We start from the raw sequence: 23408 nt of genomic DNA on the forward strand, positions 1-23408 counted from the left end.
TGTAAATTTCAGCAAAATGTCACCGCTGTTCGGTTGCGCCGGTGGCCCGTGCCATGACCTCGCCCAGCGCCGCGACGGTGCGCGCCAGGTGGCTTTCGTCCAGGGTCGGGTGCACCAGGAACATCAGGCTGGTCTCGCCCAGCTCCCGGGCCACCGGCAGCGGCGCCGCCGGCGCCAGGCCGCGATCCTGGAAGCACTTCTCCAGATACACCTCCGAGCAGGACCCGGAAAAACAGGGCACGCCCCGGGCCACCACCTCATTCATGACGCGGTCCCGGTCCCAACCGTCCGCCAGCGCCTCGGGCGCCACGAACACATAGCCTTTATAACCGGCGTGCCCCACCGCCGCCGACGGCGTGGGCACGCGCAGCCCGGGCATGGACCGGGCGGAATTCCAAAGGGTGTCGCAATGGGCCCGGCGGATGCCGGTCCAGTCCGCCATGCGCGCCAGCTGCAGGCGGCCGATCACCGCCTGCATTTCGGTAAGCCGGGCATTGGTGCCCAGGCCCTCGTGCAGCCAGCGGAAGCCCGGCGGGTGGTCGCGCTCGTAGACCTCCGCCCAGCTCTTGCCGTGGTCCTTGGCACTCCAGATCCGTGACCACAGGTCCCGGTCGTTGACCGTGATCATGCCCCCCTCGCCGCCGGTGGACATGATCTTGTCCTGGCAGAACGACCAGCAGCCCACGTCACCGAGGCCACCCACCGGGCGGCCGTTCCAGGTGGCGCCGTGGGCCTGGGCGCAGTCTTCCACCACACGCAGATCGTGGCGCCGGGCCAGGTCCATCAGCGCGTCCATGTCGCAGGGCCAGCCGGCCAGATGCACCGCCACCACCGCCCGGGTGCGCGGTGTCAGCACCGCCTCCACGGTGGCGGCGGTGAGGTTCTGGCTGTCCCGGTCGATGTCGGCGAATACCGGCGTGGCGCCCACCTTGATCACCGCGCTGGCGGACGCCACGAAGGTGCGCGGCGGCACCACCACCTCGTCGCCCGGCCCCAGGCCCAACGCCTGCAAGGCCAGCTCCAGGGCCACGGTGCCGTTGGCCACGGCGACGGCATGCTCGGTGCCGGCGAAGGCGGCGAATTCCCGCTCGAACTGGCGCGCTTCGTCGCCGGTCCAGTAGTTCACCCGATTGGACAGCAGCACGCGGCGCACCGCGTCCGCTTCTTCCTCGGTGAAGGACGGCCAGGGGGGAAAGGGTCCGTTGAGCATAGATCAGGTCGCGCCGGGGTCGGGATGTTCGGGAAGGCGCGAGAATAGCACATCCGCCCTCGCCTGTAGGAGCCCGTCAGACGGTGCTGCCCTGGGGCAACCGGCGGCCGGCGAGCAGGAAGCTCAGGGAAAAATAGAGGGCCGCGGCCACCAGGGTGCCGAGGGTCAGGGCCAGCTCCGACCAGCCGGCCAGGGTGCCGGCCACGCCGAAGGCCACCATGGCGCCGTGCATCGCCACCACCACCACCAGCGCCTGCCGGGCATGCAGCCCCCGGTCGAGCAAAAGGTGGTGGATATGGGTGCGGTCGGCGGCGAACGGCGAGCGCCCGCGCAGCAGGCGGCGCGCGAACACCGCCAGCATATCCAGGATCGGCACGCCCACCAGCCACACCGCCACGATCGGCGGGAAACCGCCGTCGCGCTGGCTGCCGGCCACCAGCAGCCACAGCACCAGAAAACCCAGCAAGGTAGAGCCGCCGTCGCCCAGGAACATCTTCCAGCCCCTGAGCAGCGGAATCTCCAGGTTGAACAGCAGATAGGTGAGCAGTGCCAGGCAGGCCAGCGCCGCGAACAGGCCAGTGCCATTGTGCCCCGAGGCCGCCGACAGGATCGCCACGCCGGCCAGGGTGATCAACGTAACGCCGCCGGCCTGGCCGTCGATGCCATCGATCATGTTATAGGCGTTGATGCAGGCCAGCGCGCACAGCACCGTGAACCCCAGCCCTACCAGGCCCGCCAGCATTACCGCGCCGCCGCCGAACAGGGCCCCCAGCGTCTCGATATAGACCCCGGACGCGGCGCAGGCCAGCGCCACCGTGATGCCCTGCCACAGGAACCGCCAGCGGGCGCTGAGATCGAAGATATCGTCCAGGGTACCAATGGCCACCAGCACCAGCGCCGCCGCCAGACACCAGCCCCAGCCTTCACCGCGCCACAGTCCGGTGATCAGACCGGCCATGATCAGCCCCACGAACACCACCACGCCGCCGATCAAAGGCACCGGCATGCCGTGCTGCTTGCGCGCATTGGGGTGATCCACGAAACCGACCCGGCGGGCCAGCGGCAGGAAGCCGAAAGCAGCAAGCGCGCTGCTCACCGGCACGAGAAAGGAGCCCAGTACCTCCGTGTCCACGCCAACATCCCTCTTGTGCGTTTATCGGGTCTGTTCCACGGGACAAGCATGCTACGCCGCTATACAAAAAGGAGCATTAGGGCGAAACGGTCATTTTTTACTCAGAAGAAGGACTTGGGGACAGGCGATCACCGGCGGTATACAAATTATTTCTATCTGGCCATTGCCGTAATTCACGCGGAAGGGCAGGCTCTCAAGGTCGCGCGTCCATGGCTCAGCACGGATGTGACCACCCGTGTGGCGGCTCGACACGACGTCATTCTCCATCGTATCGAGCACCGGCGCCCCTTCGGGGGCGCCTTCTTATTTATGAGATCTGGGACTGGCGGTAGTTTTCCTCGCCGATGTGCTTGATCAGGCGCAGTTGCTGTTCCAGCCAGTGGGTGTGGTCTTCCTCGGTGTCGGCGAGCTGCTGGCGCAGCATGTCGCGGGTGACGTAGTCGCGCACCGATTCGCACAGGGCGATGGCGTTGGCCAGGTTCTCACGCACCTCGTATTCCAGCCGCAGGTCCGCTTCCAGCATTTCCATCAATGTGCGCCCCGGCTGCATCGGGTGCGGGCTCATGTCCGGCGTGCCTTCGAGGAACAGCAGGCGGCGCAGAATGGCGTCGGCGTGCTGGGTTTCCTCTTCCATCTCGTGGTTAATGCGCTCGTAGAGCTTGCCGTAGCCCTGGTCCTCGTATTGGCGCGAATGCAGGAAGTACTGGTCGCGGGCGGCCAGCTCGCCGCGCAGCAGCTCCTGCAGACATTCGATCACGTCCGGATGACCTTTCATGGGGGGCGCTCCTTGATGGCCGGAAATTATGCGCGGAGTATGCCGCCATTATTCGGCGTGCGCTACCCTTTCGCGATTATTTTTCAATGGAATCAAGGAGTTAATCGTTCTCATTTGGTATCAGGCCGACCGACGGCCCGGACCGTGTAAGTTTTTTCTTACAAGGATTTCCCTTTTTATCCTACAGACGGCCAGGGACAACCCGTGTAAAGCTTCAACGAACCAAGGAGGACAATAAAATGAACATGGACGTGGACGACCACTACGAGAAAGTCTGGACCGTGGTCCTGGAGACCCCCACCGGCCTGGAGCAGGTGATTCTGGTGCGCTACCCGCGCCGGCCCACCGACGATCTGGCCGCCGGCCTGGTGCGCCTGCACCTGAAAATGCCCACCGCCATTCCGGAATCGTTCCGCGACCACGATGAGCCCGCCCTGCGCGCGCTGGAGGAATGCGGCTACAAGCTGATCTGGGTGGGCGAACCCACCGAGATCATCGGCCGCCAGCGGCCCCTGCAGGATCCCTGAACCGCGCCGCCTCTCAACGTTCGGTGCGGGACGCCACCAGGGTGGTCAGGCGGCCGGTGCCGAGCAGAAAGCTCAGCGAGAAGTAAGCGCCGCCGGCCACGAAGGTACCCACCGTGAGGGTGAGCTCCGACCAACCGGCCAGGGTGCCCACCACCCCGAAGCCGACCATGGCGGCGTGCATGGCCACCACCACCAGCAGCGCCTGGCGCGCACTGAATCCGTGGTCCAGCAGCAGATGATGGATATGGGTGCGGTCGGCGCTGAACGGCGAGCGGCCGCTCAGGGTGCGGCGCATGAACACCGCCAGCATGTCCAGAATCGGCACGCCCACCAGCCACACCGCCACGATCGGCGCGAAGCTGCCGTCGCGCTGGCTGCCCAGCACCACCAGCCACAGCACCAGGAAGCCCAGCAGATTGGAGCCGCCGTCGCCCAGGAACATCTTGCGACCGCGCAGCCAGGGTACTTCCAGGTTGAACATCAGATAGACCAGCAGCGCCAGGCAGGAGAGCCCGGCGAACAGGCCGGTGCTTTCGTGGCCCGACACGGTGGACAGCACCGCCACGCCGGCCAGGGTAATCAAGGTGACGCTGCCGGCCTGGCCGTCGATGCCGTCGATCATGTTGTAGGCGTTGATGCACGCCAGCGCGCACACCAGGGTAAACACCAGCCCAAAGAAGCCGCCCAGCAACAGCACGCTTTCGCCCAACAGCAGGCCCAGGCTGTTGATATAGACCTCGGACACGGCGCAGGCCAGAGCCACGGTGACGCCCTGGATCAGAAAGCGCCAGCGGGCGCTCAGGTCATAGATGTCGTCCAGGGTGCCCACGGTGGTCAGAATCACCGCGGCGGTGAGAAACCAGCCCCAGCCGTCGCCGTTCCACAGGCCGGTGGCCAGGCCGGCCACCATCAGGCCCACGAACACCACGCCGCCGCCCGCCAGGGGCACCGGGGTGGCATGCTGCTTACGGCCGTTCGGGTGATCCACGAAGCCCAGGCGGTGGGCCAGCGGCAAGAATCCGAACGCGGCGAGCATACTGCTCAGCGGTACCAGAAACGATCCCAGTACTCCGACTTCCATGCCGATTTCCTTTTTGGTGTAGGTTGGCGGGCCGGACGATAACCGATCCACAATATTTTGCACAGACCCGAAAGAGGGGGTGCACAGATACGAAAAAAGCGTGATAAGCTGCCAGGGCGGGCCCTGGATTCTCTCAAATCTCTCAACGCAGGGCGCAGTTTAGTCCATTCACATGACAATCGCGCGCACGCGAACACCGTGAAAGGTGGATTTTCGTAAAAGAATACGTCGAATTGTAAAATGCCCTAGCCGGGCCGCCGGCCCCGGTCCAGCCGACCCGACATCGCCAGCAACCCGGACATCAGCACCAGGTACCCCGCCAGGGTGTGCGGGTCCCGGAACTGGCTCTGGGTCAGCCCGAACCCGGCGAACATCACCACCGTCAGCAGCCCCGCCATGGCCACGGCGCCCACCTCGCGCCGTCCCCGCAAGAACAGCCAGGCCGGCACCAGATACAACGACAGCAGCGTACCCAGCCCCAGCAGCCCCCGGCGCGCCAGGGTGTCCAGCACGTCGCTGTGCAGTTGGTAGCCGAAGTACTGCGCCTGCTCGTTGAGCCGACCCGCCAGAATCAGCCGCTGCAACTCCAGGGCCAGGCCCTGCTCGCCCCAGCCCAGCCACGGTTTCTGCAGGAACAGCGACCAGGCGGTGCCCCACATATCCAGCCTCAGACCCACGGAGGTGCGGGTATTGCCGTCCGCCGCGAAGCGCTGCAGATCGCTGAACAGATCCTCCACCCGGGGCCACACCCGGGCCACCGCGAACACCGCCAGCGCCAACAGCACGGCCCCACCGACCGCCCGCCAGGCCAGCGGCAGCGACGACCAGCGGCGCCACAGCGCCCCACCCCGCCAGGCGACCAGCATCAGCCCCACCGCCGGCACGGTGATCCAGCCGCCGCGGGTGCCGGACAGCAGCGACGCCACCAGCCCCAGCACGCCGGCCACCACCAACAGCGTGCCCTGGCGCGGATCGCGACGCTGGAACAGACCGCCCAGCAGGGCCAGCACCCCGAAGCACAGAGACAGATTGCCGAACGGGATTGAGTTCATGTCGGTGCGCACGCGCACCCGCACGGTCCCGCCCCACTGATGCAACAGCAGGGCCCCGGCCACCGCCGCCGCCAGGGCCGCGCCCCACCACAGCGCCGCCGGCGCCGGCGGAAACCGCCGCCAGGCCAGGAACAGGCCCACCGCCAGCAACGGCCAATACGGCAAAGAAGCCAGAGTATGCGCCGCCATCGGCACCCCACCCCCGCGCCCGGCGTCCAGCAGCCAATGGCCGCCGAACACCAGCAGAGCGAGCAGCCAGGCGCCGGACGCCGCCGCAACGGGCACCTCAGCCCGGCGGCACAGCGCCACCAACGACCAAACGCCGGCCAGCAGAGCCACCAGCCCGGCCGACCAGGGCTCGAGCATCAGCGCAACGGGGAAAATAAACAGAATGGCGGAAGAAAAAACGGACAAACCGAACGCCTTATCACTCAAGGACGAAACACCCGCAGGTCCAACCTGTCGGGCAATGTCGATCAACGACACCGTTCCATATCGCTCCGCAAGCATTAAAAGCAGATCAGAGTTCGTCGCGGGAACGCTCGGTTCGTCCCATGCCCTGGTCCGTCGCAAGCAAGTCAATGCCGTCGATAATCACGGACCGGTTCTGGATCCGCAGTGCGTCGAAGCATTTGCTTCGATAAGCCTGGGAGGATTGAAACTTTTGCAAGGCCTTGGCGAGCGGTTCCACGACGGGATAGGCCTCCTCGGCTTTCGAGATGGCCTCTTCGCAAAGCCCTTCATGCAACCTCAGAACCGCCAAATCAATTAAATCACGGGATTCGATGGCCGAATCCGCCCATCGATCCGCATTCGCCAGTAATTTTTCCGCGTATCGGTCCACGCGATTCAGGCAGGGAGTGTTCAGCCAAGGGTATTTTTCCGGTTTACCGAGCTCGATCCTGGCCTCGGCCACAACCTCGAACTTTATGGGCGTGCCATCAGCCATCACCAGAAAGCGGATACCATATTGGTCCGCCCGAAGTTCGCGCGGGAACTCCAGGTCATCCACGTTTTGAAAGAGGAAGGTGGGAGAATGCCCGGCTTCAGCGGCCGCTTTACGCAAGTCGCGATACCCGGGCCCCACGGGACATAGAAAGTCGATATCCTTGCTCCAGCGATATTCATCGTGGAGCAAGGCAATCAGGGTGCCGCCGCCGAAATAAGATCCGGTTTTTTCGAATATGGAGGGATCCAGAGCGTCGAGAACACGCAGAATCTTGCAATGATGTTCGTGATCAAACATCTACTTGCAGCCAAGACCCCTTGGCCACGGCAAGTTTATGCACAAAAGCTCTCTCCTGACCTTCCAGATCGGCCAGCGCTCCCCGGTATTCCCAGCCGCGTTCATAACGGTTGAGCATTTCGTCCGGGGTAAGGTCATGCACATCGCGCAAATCCCAACATACCGCCTCCAGGAACGGGAGTCGTCCGGGTATGTTGAAATGTCCTTGCTGTTGCATTTCCATCTAAGCCTTTGATTAAGAAATGAGCACCAATCTCATACTACCGGAAACCGAATAAAGCGTCTAATGCCTGAATTCATCTCAAGCCACGGCAGGCGCTACGAGGGGCATTCCACCGACACCGCCCTGCCCGCCGCCCGGTAGCGTTGCCGCAGGGCGTCGGCCAGGGCCTGTTTGGCGTCCGGATCGCCGTGCACGATCAGAATGCGTGAGGGCCAGCGGCTCTGGCCGGTGACGAAGTGAATCAGGCCGTCCCGGTCGGCGTGGGCGGAGTAGCCGCCCAGGGTCTCGATGCCGGCGCGGATGGTCAGGCGCTCGCCGTCCAGGTCCACATAGCCGCCGTTCGGCCCGTGGGTCTGAATGGCGCGCCCCGGGGTGCCGGCGGCCTGGTGGCCCACGAACAGCACGTTGTGGCGCGGGTCGCCGAGCATGGCCTTCAGGTAGTTGACGATGCGCCCGCCGGTGCACATACCACTGGCCGCGATCACGATGGCCGGGCGGCGGCTTTCCACCAGGTGGCGCACCATGCGCTGGTGGGCGGCGTGGTCGTCCACGGTCAGCCGCTGCTCGAAGGCCAGCGGCCGACGCCCCGCCGCCCGGCGCGCCCGCGCCTCCGCCGGCCAGAATCGGGCCAACTCCCGATATACCCGGGTGAAGCGGGTGGCCAGCGGCGAATCCAGAATCACCGGCAGCTCGCGCCAGGGCAGCCCGTCCACCGCCTCGCCGTCGCCGCCCTCTTCAATAATGTCTTCCAGCTCGTAGAGCAGCTCCTGGGTGCGCCCCATGCTGAAAGCCGGAATCAGCACCGTGCCCTGGTCGCGCAGCGCCCGCCGCAGCACCGCCGCCAGCCGCTCCCGGCGGCGCGCCCGCCCTCCGTGTCGGCGGTCGCCGTAGGTGCTCTCGATCACCAGGGTATCGCAGCCCTCCGGCGGCGTCGGCGGGTCCAGCAAAGGCGCGTGGGGCGCGCCCAGATCGCCGGAGAACACCGTCCGGTGCCCCGCCACATCGCACTCCACGTAGGCGGACCCGAGAATGTGCCCGGCGCGCCGCAAGCGAATGCGCGCCCCGCCGTGCACCTCGTGCCACTGGTCGTAGGGCAACGCCACCAGACGCTGTTCGATCACCTGGAGATAGCGCTCCACCGCCTCGGTCTGGCGGCTCAGGCTCAGCTTGAAGGCGTCCTCCAGCACCAGCGGCAGCAACCGCGCGGACGGCTCGCTGCACAGAATCGGCCCCTCGAAGCCGGCGGCCAGCAACCAGGGAATACGGCCCACATGGTCGATGTGCACATGGGTAACCACCAGCGCCTTGACGCGGCGCACGTCGAACCCGATGGCCAGTTGATCCGGCCCGCCCCGGGGCGCCGCGTCCTCGCCCTGGAACAGCCCGCAGTCAATCAACAGGCTGGCGTCCGGCCCCAGCACCAGTTCGTGGCAAGCACCGGTGACGCCGTCCACCGCGCCATGGTGATGGATGGTCACCGCTCTATCCGCCCCAACAGCGTCAGATCCAGGGCGGTGACCCGGCCGGCGTCGAGCTCTTCGCAGGCCAGGGCCAGCACCGCATGATGCAGCGCGCCGCACCAGCCGGTGAGGGTAATCAGGCCGGCGGCCACCCGCTCCCGGGACCACTCGGTGAACGACCGCTCCAGATCCGACGAGCCGGCCAGGAGATAGGCCCCGGCCTGCCCGTCCAGCCAGGCGGCGGACAACGCCAGCTCCGCCAACAGCAGATGGGAACGCACCAGCCCCAGGCAACACGCCCGCGGGTACCCGGACAGCGGCGTGTGCACGCCACAGCCGCAGGTGCGCCCGGCCACGTAGCCCACCGCGTGTAACTGGCACTGCCCCACCAGGGCCATCAGGTCCAGCTGCTGCTTGATGAGTTGAAGCCAATCGGCAAAGGCGGCGGCGGTGAAGGTGACACGCTCGAACGCCACGCCCTCCAGCCGATCCATATGGTTTTCCATTGTCCCCCCGGACAAAGAGTTTGGATCGAATCGCTAGTGAAACACCTGCTCCAGCGAGCCCGCGTCGTAGAAGCGATCGATCCAGTTTTCCAGTTGCTCCAGCGGCGCCTGATCCAGCCGTTCCCGCACCTCCGCCGGCAATGCGCCGAAACGCCGGGCCAGCAGGCGTGAGAGAATCAGGCGCGCCTCGATGGTGGAGCCTTCCTGACGGCCCTCCTGGCGGCCTTCCTGGCGGCCTTCCTGGCGGCCGGCCCGAAGACCGGCCTCGCGGCCCTCTTGCAGGCCTTCCCGCCGGTACTGTGCTTTCCATTCCTTAATGCGATCTTCGAGCATGGTGTCGGCCTCCTCTCAACCGCCCCATTATATAAAACAATCGGCAAAACCAGTGGCAGAGCGCCACCTCGTTCCACTTCGCCACGTCGAATCAGGTCCTGGTACAAGAGCCCAATATAGCTGAGCAGCCGCACCGCCATGAAGTAATCCACGGTCGACTGAAACTCCAGCATCAAATACAGATAAACCCACCGACCGCGCCACCGCACCCGCCAAATCACGTCGTTATGACGGCTGCGCAAATCATCGGAGACAAAGCTCTCTGAGACCTTCTCCAGCGAACTCATATCCAGATCAGCAACCCAACGCTCCTGAATAAACCCCAGCAGCAGATCCCGCACCATCTCCTTGTGCGCGAACAGCAGCTTGTAGCCGGTGTCATGCTGTGCCATCCCTCATCTCCGAATACTGATCTTATGAACAGTATAAAGAGCGAGCGAACCAGCATCTGTCAGCCAAAACGGAAAAGGATGTAAGCCTAAGCGGACGGCAGCACCAGCTCATGGCAAGAGCCGGCGGTGGTGATCAGCTAACCAGGAGCTGTTCCGCCTTTTGGATTAGCTCAGGGGCAGCGGCACGGCTCTGGTGGTATTCCTTGGTGCTGTTCAGCATTCGTATCGCGGAAGCCAGCGTGATAAGCGATTGCGCAGGCTCTGATGTCGCCTGAATTTTCCGGTTTTCCATCATCCATGCGAGAACCTCATCCGCGTGCCAAAGGGGGGTACCTCCGGATACCCGAGGCGATGGGAATCGCGTGGCGGTTCTTTTCACCTCACCTTTCGCATACTTACGCATCGCCTGCCGGGTGACTTTTGCCAGCCTGTCCGTCATCAGCTCGGCGAGCTCAGATAAATTAAGCAAATCCGGCCCCGCGGAGACCAATCGCGCTTCTGGGATAGCCGTTTTTACGTCTCGCACGGCGGTTTGCAACGCTTCCCAGGCGGTCGGCGCTTCCCGGTTGAAGTCGAGGGACAGATAGCCGTGGGAGGCGAGACCAACCAAGGCATCGTCACAGCCTGCCTCGAACAGAGCGTCCAGCCAGAGTTCGGGGTCGGCCTCGCCGTCAGGAAGCTGAAAATGAAGCTGGAATTCAAACGTACTCATTCCCCACCTCCGGTGTACTTACACTTTTCCACCCATTTAATGATAGCTCGCGCATGGGCCTCCGCGTTCCTGGGCGTGGACCAGACCCCATTTCGGCAGAACTTGCCACAACGGCACTCGGGGGTCGTTGTTCGGGCACTCAAGAACACCCCAGGCGTGTGCACTTTTGCCGGCCTTTCGCACCGTCCACCCTCTGGCTTCAGCATACTGAAGCGCCTTTTCGATGGCCGCCTTGGGATGCTTTCCACGCGCCATATCGATCTCCCGCCAAAACCTATCGTTTCTTATTTTTGTTGTCAAGTGACAACAAACCCAATGAGATCGAGGCTTAGAGAATCAGGTCCCAGCCCCCGCACCATCTCGTTGTGCGCGAACAGCAGCCTGTAGCCGGAACACTGATCCTATAACCAGTATAAGCGGCAAGCGAACCAGCATCTGTAAGCCAAAACGGAAAAGGATGTAAGCCTAAGCGGACGCAGGCTTGGGGGTTACGGGCGGGCGCCCTCGAGGCAATCCAACGCCGCCCGCACCACCAGGCGCTCGTCGAACTCCGCCTCGATGCGCCGGCGGGCGGCCTGCCCCGCCGCCGCCAGGGTCGCGCGGGGCAGCGCCAGGCAGTCCTGCATACAGGCGCCCAGGGACTCGGCGCTCTTCACCTCGCACAGCCAGCCGGTTTCGCCATTCACCACCGCCTGGCGGCAGCCGGGCACGTCGGTGACGATGGCGGGCCGCCCCATGGACGCGGCCTCCAGCACCGTGCGCGGCTGGTTAAATCATGAAGAAAAGCCAACCATCTGATAAGGGAGCCAAGCACTCGTATGGCTAGCGAAGAGCAACCAAACCAGTTGGACAGCGCCGTAATAGAGAACGACACCCAGAACTATCGTGGAACGAAGCACTGGCTCTTGAGCAATAAGATGAAGTCGGGAGAAAAGAAACAGTTGCAGCGGGATCAGATAAAGTGCTACGCGATCCGTGGCAGTTGAAGATATCAAAACAAGCGGCACACACAATAACGCGAAAAGCGCCATCCAAGACCAAAGCCTCCTATCCGCCTCAGATAATCGCAGCCGACTACGAAACGCCAGGAATAGCAACGCAGGAACAACATTCATCAGCACTCGAATCAAGCCGCCCTGAGAATCGTAATTTTCTGAGGTGATATAGTTATCCCACAACTTGTCAATATGGTCCAACACGAAGAAATAGGCCCCAGCCAAAGCTATAACGCCGACCCATATCACTGACCATACTCGACGCTCAGTCGCAGCCAGCGCGGCCACAGGCAACATCAACACAGCTGACTTGTGAAAAGTCGCGGCAATCAAAGCCCAAATGATAAAAGCGCGCGGGCGTTTTTTAGTTAAAGCAACCAAACCAAGCAGCAGAAACCCAAGGGCGGCAGCCTGACGGGTATAACCCATGCCGACCACGATGATGACGTAAGGGACAGCGACCAGAAAACACAGCCATGGCATCGCCTGATTTCGGGAAAAGACAACCACTCCCAAAATCAAAAACGCAGCACAAACCAAATTAACAAGATAAACATTGCCTCCGGAGTGCGAAAAAATCCAATTTATAAAATAATAACCAGGATCACCGTCGGACAGCACCTCAAATAACGAGTCCGCTCTTGCCAATTCGAAATGATAGGAATACGAAAACCAATCTGCGCCAATTTGATATCTAAGACCAACCACCAAGGTGAAAATAAAAAACACCAAGCCCCATATGAATTTATCAGCATCATTCGACATAGCACGAAAGAAAAGCACCCCAAAAAGAGGCAAGAAAAACAATACCCAGTACACAGCCATACAGTGTCTCTAAAGCCTGATCCGTTTATTTCGATGAGCGCCTTTTCTTCCAGCTCTTTCAGCAATGCGATTTGGCGAGGTCAACATATCGGCCTATCACGATTTTTTCATCAAAACGGCTTTCCGCTAATGATCTGGATGCCAATCTCATGGCTGAAAGTTCGTTTTCTTTCTTTTCTAGTATTGACTGCATAGCTTGCGCCAGAGAGGCAACAGAGCCCGGCTCAATAAGCAAGCCATTACCATCAATCACCTCACGACAACCCGGGGTATCTGTGGTAATAATCACCTTTCCCGAAGACGCGGCTTCAATCAAACTCTTCGGGATACCTTCCGGATAGTAAGAAGGCAAAACCACGCAATCAACTTCGGCGAGAAGGCCTGGCATATCCCTAACGTGCCCTAGAAAATGGATGTTGGGGTGGTCGCAAAGCTTATCCATTAAACGAGGATCTATTGCCCTATCTGAACGGTCGGGCACACCCGCCAAGAGAAACTCACACCCGGGCATGCTGTCGGCAATGCTCCTGGCTGCGGTCAAATACTCCACAATACCCTTGTTCTTTATGAGTCTCGCGGCAAGCAAAAAAGTAAACTTTCGACCTTCGCTTGGCTTGGGGAAAAATAGATCCAAATTAACGCCGGACCCGGGTATCAAAGATGCCCGGTCAGGGCTAACCCAGCCATCTTTGATAAAAGATGCCAAGTCGTCGGGGTTTTGAAATAAAACATGCGCTGCCCTTCTGTAGAAAAAAGACGCCACCCCCCTATATACCGTGCCTTTCCAGCCCGTTAGCTGGGAAGCCACCCCCACACCCGATACATTAGGAATGCACGGAATTCTCAACAGCCAGGCAACAATTAAAGAATAAAGATTAGTCTTTGGGTTGAATGAAAAAAAAAGATCTGGACGGTCTCGGACAGCGACCCACAGGAAGCTTAAAAGCCCGAACATTTCAATCACTGGATTCAGGCTCACCGGGTTCAAACGAAATGGCGACTTAACAACTGGCATGGCATCCAATGACCCGTCTCCACTTCCTCGGGGGAAAAGGCATACCACTTCGCCGATACGAGAGAACTCATGGAGGGTGGAGGCGCGAAAATTGCTGAGATACCACTCACTATTTGCAATAAAAAAACACTTCATATCGACTTTGCTCGATCACTATCTATCAGCAAACTGTCTGAGAATCTCGACAATCTTTTTTGATTGCACATCCAGCGAGTAATGACACTCAACCGAATCGTGCCCCCGCATACCCATCTCAATCCTAAGCTCATTGTCAGAAACCAAGGTATAAAGTGCGGCTCGCCACTCTTCGATATTCCGCGCAAGAAAGCCGGATTGGCTGCGCTCCACAATCTCGGTATTGACGCCTACCGGCGAGGCGACCACGGCTTTTCCACAGGCCATATACTGAATCAACTTATAGCCGCACTTACCACGCTCCCAGGGCTCATCAGGGAGAGGCATGATACCAATGTCGAAACCTGAGATGGCCTGTACTTCGGTTTCTTCGGACCAGGGTACAATTGTCACAGGTATAGAGCCCAGTTCCTTAGCGAAATCCGGATGTGCCCCAATAAGCATCAGTCGAGCTTTTGCTTGAGCACAGACAGCAGACAAAGCATCGCGGTACTGCAACAAATAATGCTGTGTGGATGGGGATCCTATCCACCCGATGATGATCTCGTCGCCTTTCGGCTTGAGGTGATTGGCGGAATATCGCTTCAGATCGACCACAGTAGGCACAATCTCAACTTTCTTCGCACCTGCCCCTAGCGCCCGTTCAGCCAAATAAGAGTTTCCGCATACGACAACAGCGGCTTTTCCCATCACCTGATCAATTTTTTTTGAGAGGAGGCGCCGAATCAGCCATTTTTTGGAAAGATCGTAGTTATGAAATATTGCATCATCGTAATCAACGATGCAAGGCACTGACGCAGGCATCATCGCCCGCTCAATAAAATAAGGGACGTAAGGTAGCGCTTCCTTTTCCATCCATATCAAATCAGTATTACCAAGCGACCGCAGATCCACCAGCCTTCTCTTATAACAGCGGATTAGAGAGGAAGGGTTACGTCCAGCACCGGAATACAACTCTGTCAAATATTCATCGTCGAACAAACATTTATGCTGAACGCCGATTCCGGAATTTTCTATTGCCGGAACGTACTGCAGAGATCGGAGGCGGCTACTAGCACCGAGGCGGGAGTATTTAGAAAGTATTGTGAGCTTCAAGGCGCCTTCTCCGCCCTACCGCTAGAACCGCGCTCTAAAATAAGGGCCTGATAGACTCGTCGATATTTCTCTGCGCCCTTGTCGGCCGAAAAGTAATCTTCGGCCGCGTGTCGGCAGGCACCGGATGCCAGTATGCCGTCGTAACGTCCAAGCAAATCCTGAGCCGCCTCGGCAAGCGCCGCTGAGTTCTGCGCGTCGTCCACCACCACCCCCACGCCGTAGCCGTCGATCAGGCGACCCAGATCCCCAATCCCAGTATTGCCTACCACCGGCACGCCCGAAGCCAGAAATTCACCTAGCCGCGTCGGTGCCCGACCGATATCGGGGGCATAGAACATGGCTCCGACGTCCATGTCAGCTAACAGCTCTGGCATCTCTGTAGGTAACGCAGAGCGGACCTCGACGTCAGTGCTGTCAACCCCGGCCTTTACAGCCATCCGAAAAATCTCTCCATGATCGTCACGTGTAACGATTCTGGCTACGGCATCAGGCCTGAGCCTTTTCACCGCCATGAAGAAAGCAAAGAACGCATCAAGGTAGAACCATCCGCTAAGTAAAGTACCCATGGTTCCGACCACGAAAGGACTACGATCGCCGGCTTTCAAATCTGCCGATCGGCTGGCTGGTGCATGGAAGCGTTCAACATCCACACAAGTGGTAATCACCTCAAACTTAGCCGGTGATAGTTCGGGGTAAGCCATCAGCAGGTGATCGACGCCCGCCTGAGTCAAGCTTACTACCCGCGCGGCTCGCCGCAGTAAGCGGCGCTCAACCCACATTAGAATACGATATGTCAACGCTCCTCTCCGTAGGCGCCCCGCCGTTACCATTTCCTCGGGCCACAATGCTCGCATATCGAAAATAAAAGGCTTCCGTGTCAATTTGCCGCACATCCAAGCCGCGATAGCCGGAATGTAACTACGGCAATGGAGCAGCCGAACCTCTTGCTTGAATGAGTGCCGAAAGGTATGCCAGAGCAGCACGAGTAAGTCCCATGCCGTCGCCAACAACCGCGGCCGGTAGTGATAGACTTGGGGACGCCAGTCAATACCCTGTCGGTTGCATTCAGAATGCAGGCTTGTTACCGCGTTTGCATCCGCGAGGTCCACTGGCTTCTCGAAGCTTACTAACGTAAACGTATACTCGTTCGAGAGCCGCGCCAGATAGCTCAGCACTTGGGAGCGCCCAAGCGGCTCAAGCATGCCGGTATAAGAGAGATAAAGAATTCTGCCTTTCATATCTTTTTTCCACGGATCGCCGTGAGCTTTCTCATAAGAATGCGTCGCTCAGAAGATCCACTCTGCTTGACAAAAATTCACAACACCTGTCATTCAACTAATACTTGCAGGTACGCTTGGCCAATCTTCTTGGTGCTGAAATCGTTCGCCCGGGACTGTAATGCCTCTACATCATGATTTGCAGATAAGGTGTCACCTATTGCCATTGCCAGCGCACGACCGTCCGCCACGGGAACTAGGCGTCCATAGCGGCCTTTATCCAAAATCTCCGCAGGCCCGGACCGACAATCCGTCGACACCACCGGCGTGCCGGCTGCCAAGGCCTCGACGATAACATTTCCAAAACCCTCCCATGCAGAAGAAAGTACGAACAATCCGGCGGCACGGTAGAACGGTCCCGGATCCGGCATGAACCCTCCGAAGTGCACGTGTTTCTCTAGACCGAAAGACCGACACAGTTCTTCTAGCTCTCCCTGCAATGGACCAGTACCTAATATTAACAAGGACAAATGCAAGCCAGAGTCAACCAACCTCTTTATAGCGGACAGCATTGTCGGGTAATCCTTCGCCGGCTTAAGCGCGCCAACCGCCAGCAGGCGGAACTGCTTAGGACATCTCACCCACGGATGCTCGAGCCAGGCACTTGGCAACCTGCTCTCGCTGCTAATTGCAACTGGGTTATAGATGACTCCACCTTTATCCTTTGGCAGCCCGAGACCATGGAGATCATCCAGCACTCCGCTCGATACACCTAACACGCTATTTGCTAATGGATTCACCCAGCGCATACTTGCACGGAGAGCAAAACCCGACAGCCCTTTATTCTGCGGTGAACGGGAAAGCGCTGAATGCTCCACTAACACCACCCGCCCATGAAACCGGGCAGCTTTCGCAGACAACACAGCAATGGTCGTTAGAGGCCACATGGAAACCAACAGTGCGCTAGGGTCTTGTCGTTGCAAATAGCGCATCAGCGGCCTAAACGCATTTCTAACACGGCCAGCTTGTAGATCAATAATTCTCACGTGCGAACTAATTTGCTTCAAAAGCGCACCGTCTTTTTTTAATAAGACTAAATCTACACTATAGCCTCTTTCAAGAAGTTCATGCATTAACAGCAAATTCACACGTTCAGCTCCGCCACCACGGAGATCAGGCAAAAGGAATGAAAAAAGCCGACTCATCTGATTGCTACGCTAGAATTATTTGCTTTCGCAAGAGCACGATCAAATTCTTTTATAATTTCCAACCTCACCTTTGTTCGAAGATCGCACACATCTTGAAAACTCGGAGCCTTTAAAGAATGGATTTTTTTTATAAAATTGTCTTTACTTTCATTTTTTAAAAAATAGTCTAATTCGACTACTCGATTTTCTTGCCCAACCGCAGACCACACACCGTAAACTTTATCATCCCAATTTATGCAGACTGGATTACACCCTGAGATGTAAGATAGTATGCCAACGTGCATTCTTGCCGCAACCACATGATAAACTGTAGAAAGAAAAGCCAAGAGCTCGTCCAAGCTCTGCGGGTGAAAGACAGGCACATCGAACCCTGCCTCATTAAAAATGATTTTCTTTACATTCTCCGCTTCCACCAAATCTTCCGGAGATCCAGAAGTGAATATCACGCAGGAAATACCTTCTTCATACATGTCCTTCACTATCTGACAGTAGCGCCTACTTATATTTAACTGACTAAAACATGCATCAGCACTCTTCCCATAAAGCAAGGCGCTGCCACTCATAATGTTAATTCCAGCAGACAACCTGCTTCTCTGTTTACTTGCCGAGAAGCCCGGATTATCCAGAGCAAAAGCGGCATCCGGAAGTGTTAAACATCTTCCTGAATAATCTGAGTTTCTCAGAATGCGCCGTCGAGAGATATCATCCCGAGCCATTATAAACTCGCTATTCTTTATCAGCCCCCTAGCCAACCCCCAAGTCAACACATTCATTTTCTGATCAACTCCAACACCTACGAGAGCGACAGAAACATTGAAATCCCTAGCGACGCCATCAATAACCGACAACCGATCACAAAACAGAGCCACGTTATTCTTTACAAGTTGGCCACCACCTACTATCACAATAGAACTCTCCCTGATCGGGGACATGCAATAGTTCCTAAAGCCGCGCCTACCGCCCAAAATATACCAACGAATGCGCGCCTTGATTTTGGGTGAAAATATTTTTGCCAGCCAACGAAAAAACGATAGCTTCCGCTTGTAAAAACTTAATGCGACCTGAGACGAAGACCGACATCGCCCACCAAAAGATAAAAACCTAACATCAAAACGTCGGGACAATAATGATTCAAGGGATCTTGCTATGGCTTGATCGCCAAGATTACTCGATTCATGCTCCGAGACAATCAGCGCAATCGGCTTCATGATTTCCCCGCTCCGAATCGGCAAAAAAAAGACACCAGAATGTTTAATTTATCCTTGAAAGAAAATGCAGGGTGCGTCGAGCAGAATAAAATGTCCGCGAAACTTACAGATGTCTTACTTAGAATCTTGAGTCTAATCTCTCTCACCCTGCGATCTCTTGGCATCCAGCTAAGCAGTGAGTCCATACTCCTACCAGTCAAAAGTCCATTTTTCCTAGCTCGTCTAACGTCATGGTCATACTGCTTATATATAGCATCAACATTCATTTCAAGCAGCGAGCGGACACCACTTAGATTAGCATTATGTCTTCTATATAAGACGCCCTTTTGAGGCGACAGAATATTATCGCCACAGATAAGAGAGCGCATTAAAAAGGGAGTATCCTCTGTCGGACAGTCCGCCTTTAAGGGGCCAAACTCCTCAAATACAGATTTACGGATTGCTCTCGTCGCGCCAAACGTTGCATGTCGCCAACTTAGGAGATGGTCAATATTTTGAGTAACTTCTCTTTTTTTCTTTCCACATGCCAAACGCCGCCCTACAATATCTCCATTGTCGTCTATGACATCTGCAGACAACATTACGGCCATCGCCTTCGGGTTTTTCCTAAATATCTCAACGGATATGGCAGCCCGGCTAGGCAACGATACGTCGTCTCCTGCAGCCATTAGCACAATATCTCCACGAGAATGCTCTAGAACTAAGTTTACGTGAGAAGCCAATCCAATATTTTTTTTATTACGTCGCAGAGTCACATGATGGCCACCTTGATAATTTGAGACCATTGCCGTCATAATTTCGAAAGTTCTATCAGTCGAACAATCATCCGACAAAATAATCTCCAATCGCTCATGTGTCTGCGAGAAAGCCCCCTCCACAGCTTCACGAATAAAACGTTCCTGGTTATAAGCGAATAACGCAAAGGTGACAACAGGACTATCAGTCATCATATCGCTCATTAGGCTCTGCGATAGGCCATCCGACGATTGCATACACTCGCCCCAGCTTGGTAGCAACTCGCCCCTCTAGTCCAATCTTGGTTAGAACAACACGCAGACCAAATACCCCTGTGATTAGTGCCAAGAACGGCGACGCGATACCAGCAGCAAAGGGCGGCGCCAGCAAGGCGAGGAGAAGCAGTCCTGAAGCGAGAATAACGTGCAAGCCAAGCAGGACAAGTGACAGGATTTCCCACCGAAAGGAGTGAGCGCGATACACTAAGATGTTTAATAAAGCAAAATGCAAAATATAGGCAATCATAAATGCGGGGCCAGCAGCGATTATTCCATAGTGAGAAAGTGTAGGAAACAACATACCCAAAAATAGAAAATTAAAATTTATCTGAACGAGCAGAAATATATTACCTCTAGCTGCGGCCGCCAAACAAAATCCCATGGGCCAACTTGCGATTTTGAAAATATTTCCAACCGTTTGCCATTGCAGGAGCTCCGCTGCTGGAGCAAAGTCCGAGGAGTACAGCAGATTAATAACCCAGGGAGCCAAACCTATCAGCAACAATAGAACGGGCCCACCGATAGCCAAGCCTAACTGAGTTTGGTCATTTACTAATTTAGCTGTTTTCGTAGGGTTTTTGATTACCTCGGTTAGCCGTGGGTAAAAATCCGCCCCCATCGCCCCCAAAAGAAACCCTACGTAGGTCATGGTGATCCCCCAGGAAGCGGCGAAATGCCCAGCCGCTTCCAGCCCCATTTCCTGAGTAATCAGCCCGCGGACCAAAAGCAATGTGCCTGCTGTTGCTAGTCCACCCAGCATAAACGCCAGTCCAAGTCTGGCCATGGGCTTCCAAATATGCCATATCTCTGCCATGCCTAAATGACGCATCGTCGGCTTCGGCAAGCACCGTACATAAATTAGTGCAGTAACTAAAGCTGCTATTGGCTGCACAAGGACGAGCCAGATCAGCCCTCCCTCGCCCAAAAGCCAAACGGCCAGCAACCCTATTATCGTTGCAGAAAGCGCACTCAAAACGGTCACACGTCCGAGGTCACCAATTCGACGCAAACCTTGAAGCAAGGCAATATGTGCATTCGCCATTAACGTCAGCAATATCGCGATACCGATGAGCGCTATTTGTGTGGCATACGTCGAGTCGCCGAACAGCCAAGTGGATATTTTCTCTCGTAAGAGCCATACCCCCAACATAGCTAGCAGGCCCTGTGCCAGATGAGCCACCACTAGCACGCGCCTAGTGCGACTTAGTTCTGTTTCTTCACCACGGGCGCTGGCAATTTGTCTAACCCCGCTGGACTTCATCCCTAGCCCAGCGACATCACTTACCATTGTATTCAGATTATTGTAGACACTCAGTAAGCCTACGCCGGTTGGCCCCAATAACACAGCCAGCACTTTCATGCGCAATATAGATAGAAATATGTTTGCCGCCTGCGCGCTACCAATCACCATCATAGAGCGGATGAGCCCACGAGCCTGCGTCATTTATACTGTCCGTACTAGCTTAGCGGGATTCCCTGCGATCAAGCTGTTAGGCGGGAATTTTCCGGAGACCACACTGCCTGCTGCGACTACAGATCCATCACCTATCATTGATTTCTTGAGAATGGTCACTTTTGATCCTATAAAGACGTTATCGCCAATGTATACTGCGCCGGAGTCTACCGCCCCACCCGAGTGACGCGAGGCCGGGTCAACACAGTGAAAATCACTATCGACGATGAATACATCATGGCCAATCAAGCACCACCCACCTATTTTTATCGAGTCTTTATGCGAAATTGCTGAAAAGCCATTATTGATCCAGGTATTTTCGCCTACATTCACCTCCGACTCTTTTGAGCGTGCCTCTATATAGCATTCCGAAGACCAAAATTTAGGTGAAGTGGTAACTCCAATCTTCACTCCTTTGCCGAAAAAAATTTTTCCCTGCCCCGACAAAAAGGTAGGTTGTTTTTTTTGTGGCGCATCGCCGAAGTATTTGTTAGTGGATAGAATATTAAACTTCCAAACCCTAGCCCACCTGTACATTCGCCTAAAAAAAGCACTTAAAATTCTAATAAACATTTTCTAACTCCGCTCACCACGCGCCCTGCATCGGCATGCGATAAATGAGGACTCATTGGCAAACTTAGCACCTCCGATGCCAAGTCACGGGCAATAGGCAGAGCACCAGGCGTTAAATTTTGACCGGCATAGGCGGCCTGCATATGCGGCGGAATAGGATAATGTATCAATGTACCTATTCCTTCGTCAGCCAAACTCTGTTGTAAGGCATCACGCCCTGGACTACGGATGACATAGAGGTGCCAAACCGGGTCGGCCCAATTCGGCACCTGGGGACGAATCAATCCAGTATCCACAAGCCCGTCAGTATAAATTTTAGCAACTGCTTGACGCCGCTCCGTCCACACATCAAGGGTCTTCAATTTAACGCGGAGCACTGCTGCCTGTATGGGATCCAAACGTGAGTTGACTCCCAACTCTTCGTTCACATACTTCTTACGTGATCCGTAGTTGCGCAGACCGCATATACGCTCTGCAAGTTGGGCATCATCCGTAGTGACAGCCCCGCCATCACCAAGCGCACCAAGGTTCTTACCAGGGTAAAAACTCCAACAAACAATATCGCCATGCGCGCCGATACGGCGCCCTTTATAGCGAGCTCCATGGGCCTGGGCCGCATCCTCGATTACGCGAAGGCCATGTGCCCTGGCGAGAGCCATGATCGGGTCCAAATCAGCAGGTTGCCCATAAAGATGGACTGGCAAGAGAGCCCGAGTCTTGGGGGTGATCGCCTCCGCAATCCGTTCTGGATCGACATTATATGTAAACGCATCAGGCTCGACCGGCACCGGGGTGGCGCCAACGCTGGATACCGCCAGCCAAGTGGCAATATAGGTATTCGACGGCACGATGACTTCATCCCCAGCTCCGATGTCGAGCGCTCTTAAAGCCAGCGTCAGCGCGTCTAGCCCATTGGCCACCCCGACTGCGTTTTGAGCCCCGCAATACTCTGCCCATTCGGCCTCAAACGCTTCAACCTCTGGTCCGAGAACATACCAACCGCTCTCTAATACCCGAGATATAGCTTTGTCGATATCGTCTTTTAGCTCAAAATAAGCGGCATGAACGTCGAGAAAAGGAATCATCAGGCACCAGATAGTTTTTTGAAGTCTTCGTAATTTCGAATATAATCTTCGTTACTATAATAGTCCGAAGCAAAGACAAGCAATAAAGCGTCGGAAGAGTATCTATATTGTGTACCCCAAATCATTGGTGGCAAATGAATGCCGACATCTGGACGGTCAAGTAAAAATTCCTGGCGGTTCTTGCCATCATCAGCCACAACAGAGCAACTCCCTCGAGCACAAATAAGGAACTGATGACATTCTCTATGCGCATGCTCCCCTCGCGTTTCGGCGCTGGGGACATCAAAAACCATAAAATAACGCTTCACGCTAAACGGGATCGTCTTTTCGAATTCACCGACCGTTAAACTTCCGCGCATATCTGTGACGCGCTCCATTTTATGCAGGCTAACCCCTGGCACTTGCGTTTTATGAATTCCAGGTTCTATGCTTTTTTCTACGTTATTGGTGCGGATTGCACCGTTATCGCTGGCATCTATATAGCCCATGATCCGAGCCGGGTTCCCGACTACAATAGCGTTAGGAGGGACGGAGCGCGTAACGACAGCTCCAGCAGCAACCATAGCATTGGTGCCAATCCGTATCCCCGGCAAAATCACGGCACCTGCACCAATAGAAACTCCGGCCTCTAGCACTGTTTCCAGGAACTCATCAGGAAATTTTTTGCTACGCGGCATACGATCATTCGTAAATGTAGCGTTAGGTCCAATAAAGACATCATTAGAAATACGCAGCCCATCCCAAAGCTGCACACCGCTCTTTACAGTCACCCGATCACCAATGACCACATCGTTTTCAATAAGGCAATGCGAGCAAATATTGGCATCAGAGCCGATTTTAGCCTCCGGAAAAATGACAACGTACTGCCAAATTCGGCTATTTTCTCCAATGCTTTTTGACTTAACATCTGCGAGGGGGTGAATATAAAAATTCATTT

At 56.6% G+C, this 23408-nt stretch carries 24 protein-coding genes and 1 pseudogene; 1 reads left to right on the plus strand and 24 read right to left on the minus strand.

The window, feature by feature from the left end; translation table 11 throughout:
• Positions 1-19: 19 nt before the first annotated feature.
• The 3 genes from ACLD0W_RS10910 to bfr form a co-directional block, all read right to left on the minus strand.
• On the minus strand, positions 20-1210 hold the full coding sequence (locus tag ACLD0W_RS10910) for a DegT/DnrJ/EryC1/StrS family aminotransferase (RefSeq protein WP_410307519.1): 1191 nt from the start codon (positions 1208-1210) through the stop codon (positions 20-22).
• Positions 1211-1286: 76 nt separating this feature from the next.
• Positions 1287-2342 (minus strand): hypothetical protein, encoded by a 1056-nt coding sequence (locus tag ACLD0W_RS10915; RefSeq protein WP_410307520.1) that lies wholly within the window; start codon positions 2340-2342, stop codon positions 1287-1289.
• 307 nt (positions 2343-2649) lie between these two features.
• A complete protein-coding gene (bfr, locus tag ACLD0W_RS10920; protein WP_410307521.1) occupies positions 2650-3117 on the minus strand; it encodes a bacterioferritin in 468 nt (155 codons plus the stop codon).
• A gap of 239 nt (positions 3118-3356) precedes the next feature.
• Here bfr and ACLD0W_RS10925 point away from each other — a divergent pair, with 239 nt between their 5' ends.
• Positions 3357-3644, plus strand: coding sequence for a hypothetical protein (locus ACLD0W_RS10925; protein WP_410307522.1), 288 nt, complete (start codon positions 3357-3359; stop codon positions 3642-3644).
• Between the two features lie 13 nt (positions 3645-3657).
• On the opposite strand, the gene ACLD0W_RS10930 is transcribed toward ACLD0W_RS10925, so the two are convergent.
• The 21 genes and pseudogenes from ACLD0W_RS10930 to ACLD0W_RS11030 all read right to left on the minus strand — a co-directional run bounded on the left by ACLD0W_RS10930 (position 3658) and on the right by ACLD0W_RS11030 (position 23406).
• The gene (locus ACLD0W_RS10930; protein ID WP_410307523.1) at positions 3658-4725 is read right to left on the minus strand and encodes a hypothetical protein; all 1068 of its coding nucleotides are present in this window, start codon (positions 4723-4725) and stop codon (positions 3658-3660) included.
• Between the two features lie 245 nt (positions 4726-4970).
• A complete protein-coding gene (locus ACLD0W_RS10935; protein WP_410307524.1) occupies positions 4971-6191 on the minus strand; it encodes an O-antigen ligase family protein in 1221 nt (406 codons plus the stop codon).
• Positions 6192-6297: 106 nt separating this feature from the next.
• The gene (locus ACLD0W_RS10940; protein ID WP_410307525.1) at positions 6298-7023 is read right to left on the minus strand and encodes a nucleotidyl transferase AbiEii/AbiGii toxin family protein; all 726 of its coding nucleotides are present in this window, start codon (positions 7021-7023) and stop codon (positions 6298-6300) included.
• The gene (locus ACLD0W_RS10945) at positions 7016-7246 is read right to left on the minus strand and encodes a hypothetical protein (RefSeq protein WP_410307526.1); all 231 of its coding nucleotides are present in this window, start codon (positions 7244-7246) and stop codon (positions 7016-7018) included. The genes ACLD0W_RS10940 and ACLD0W_RS10945 overlap by 8 nt, the downstream gene beginning before the upstream one ends.
• Positions 7247-7341: 95 nt before the next feature.
• Positions 7342-8724: an MBL fold metallo-hydrolase gene (locus tag ACLD0W_RS10950; protein WP_410307527.1), complete on the minus strand. Its 1383-nt coding sequence runs from the start codon at positions 8722-8724 to the stop codon at positions 7342-7344.
• Positions 8721-9200: a hypothetical protein gene (locus tag ACLD0W_RS10955; RefSeq protein WP_410307528.1), complete on the minus strand. Its 480-nt coding sequence runs from the start codon at positions 9198-9200 to the stop codon at positions 8721-8723. Before ACLD0W_RS10955 ends, ACLD0W_RS10950 begins: the two co-directional genes overlap by 4 nt.
• Before the next feature lie 45 nt (positions 9201-9245).
• Positions 9246-9545 carry a DUF4351 domain-containing protein gene (locus tag ACLD0W_RS10960; RefSeq protein WP_410307529.1) on the minus strand — a complete coding sequence of 100 codons (300 nt, stop codon included), beginning with the start codon at positions 9543-9545 and terminating at the stop codon, positions 9246-9248.
• A gap of 74 nt (positions 9546-9619) precedes the next feature.
• Positions 9620-9937: pseudogene (locus ACLD0W_RS10965) on the minus strand (Rpn family recombination-promoting nuclease/putative transposase); the annotation flags it as partial.
• A 133-nt stretch (positions 9938-10070) separates the two neighbouring features.
• Positions 10071-10649, minus strand: a complete 579-nt coding sequence (locus tag ACLD0W_RS10970) for a DNA-binding protein (protein WP_410307530.1) — start codon at positions 10647-10649, stop codon at positions 10071-10073.
• Between the two features lie 488 nt (positions 10650-11137).
• Complete coding sequence (locus ACLD0W_RS10975) at positions 11138-11404, minus strand: glycosyltransferase (protein WP_410307531.1); 267 nt, start codon at positions 11402-11404, stop codon at positions 11138-11140.
• A gap of 18 nt (positions 11405-11422) precedes the next feature.
• On the minus strand, positions 11423-12469 hold the full coding sequence (locus ACLD0W_RS10980; protein WP_410307532.1) for an EpsG family protein: 1047 nt from the start codon (positions 12467-12469) through the stop codon (positions 11423-11425).
• A gap of 58 nt (positions 12470-12527) precedes the next feature.
• Positions 12528-13619: a glycosyltransferase family 4 protein gene (locus ACLD0W_RS10985; protein WP_410307533.1), complete on the minus strand. Its 1092-nt coding sequence runs from the start codon at positions 13617-13619 to the stop codon at positions 12528-12530.
• A gap of 18 nt (positions 13620-13637) precedes the next feature.
• Complete coding sequence (locus ACLD0W_RS10990) at positions 13638-14513, minus strand: glycosyltransferase family 4 protein (RefSeq protein ID WP_410307534.1); 876 nt, start codon at positions 14511-14513, stop codon at positions 13638-13640.
• Positions 14514-14710: 197 nt separating this feature from the next.
• Positions 14711-15952 (minus strand): glycosyltransferase, encoded by a 1242-nt coding sequence (locus ACLD0W_RS10995; RefSeq protein WP_410307535.1) that lies wholly within the window; start codon positions 15950-15952, stop codon positions 14711-14713.
• An 89-nt stretch (positions 15953-16041) separates the two neighbouring features.
• The gene (locus ACLD0W_RS11000; protein WP_410307536.1) at positions 16042-17136 is read right to left on the minus strand and encodes a glycosyltransferase; all 1095 of its coding nucleotides are present in this window, start codon (positions 17134-17136) and stop codon (positions 16042-16044) included.
• The gene (locus ACLD0W_RS11005) at positions 17133-18347 is read right to left on the minus strand and encodes a polysaccharide pyruvyl transferase family protein (RefSeq protein WP_410307537.1); all 1215 of its coding nucleotides are present in this window, start codon (positions 18345-18347) and stop codon (positions 17133-17135) included. The genes ACLD0W_RS11000 and ACLD0W_RS11005 overlap by 4 nt, the downstream gene beginning before the upstream one ends.
• Entirely contained in the window at positions 18344-19306 is a 963-nt protein-coding gene (locus ACLD0W_RS11010; protein WP_410307538.1) for a glycosyltransferase, read from the minus strand. Before ACLD0W_RS11010 ends, ACLD0W_RS11005 begins: the two co-directional genes overlap by 4 nt.
• The gene (locus ACLD0W_RS11015) at positions 19287-20804 is read right to left on the minus strand and encodes an O-antigen translocase (protein ID WP_410307539.1); all 1518 of its coding nucleotides are present in this window, start codon (positions 20802-20804) and stop codon (positions 19287-19289) included. Before ACLD0W_RS11015 ends, ACLD0W_RS11010 begins: the two co-directional genes overlap by 20 nt.
• Complete coding sequence (locus ACLD0W_RS11020) at positions 20805-21386, minus strand: acyltransferase (protein ID WP_410307540.1); 582 nt, start codon at positions 21384-21386, stop codon at positions 20805-20807. It lies immediately after the preceding gene.
• A complete protein-coding gene (locus tag ACLD0W_RS11025) occupies positions 21368-22471 on the minus strand; it encodes a DegT/DnrJ/EryC1/StrS family aminotransferase (protein ID WP_410307541.1) in 1104 nt (367 codons plus the stop codon). Before ACLD0W_RS11025 ends, ACLD0W_RS11020 begins: the two co-directional genes overlap by 19 nt.
• The gene (locus ACLD0W_RS11030; protein WP_410307542.1) at positions 22471-23406 is read right to left on the minus strand and encodes a WxcM-like domain-containing protein; all 936 of its coding nucleotides are present in this window, start codon (positions 23404-23406) and stop codon (positions 22471-22473) included. The genes ACLD0W_RS11025 and ACLD0W_RS11030 overlap by 1 nt, the downstream gene beginning before the upstream one ends.
• Positions 23407-23408: the final 2 nt, after the last annotated feature.

This window comes from Alloalcanivorax sp. C16-1, assembly GCF_046507805.1.
In the GTDB taxonomy this organism is placed as follows: Bacteria; Pseudomonadota; Gammaproteobacteria; order Pseudomonadales; family Alcanivoracaceae; genus Alloalcanivorax.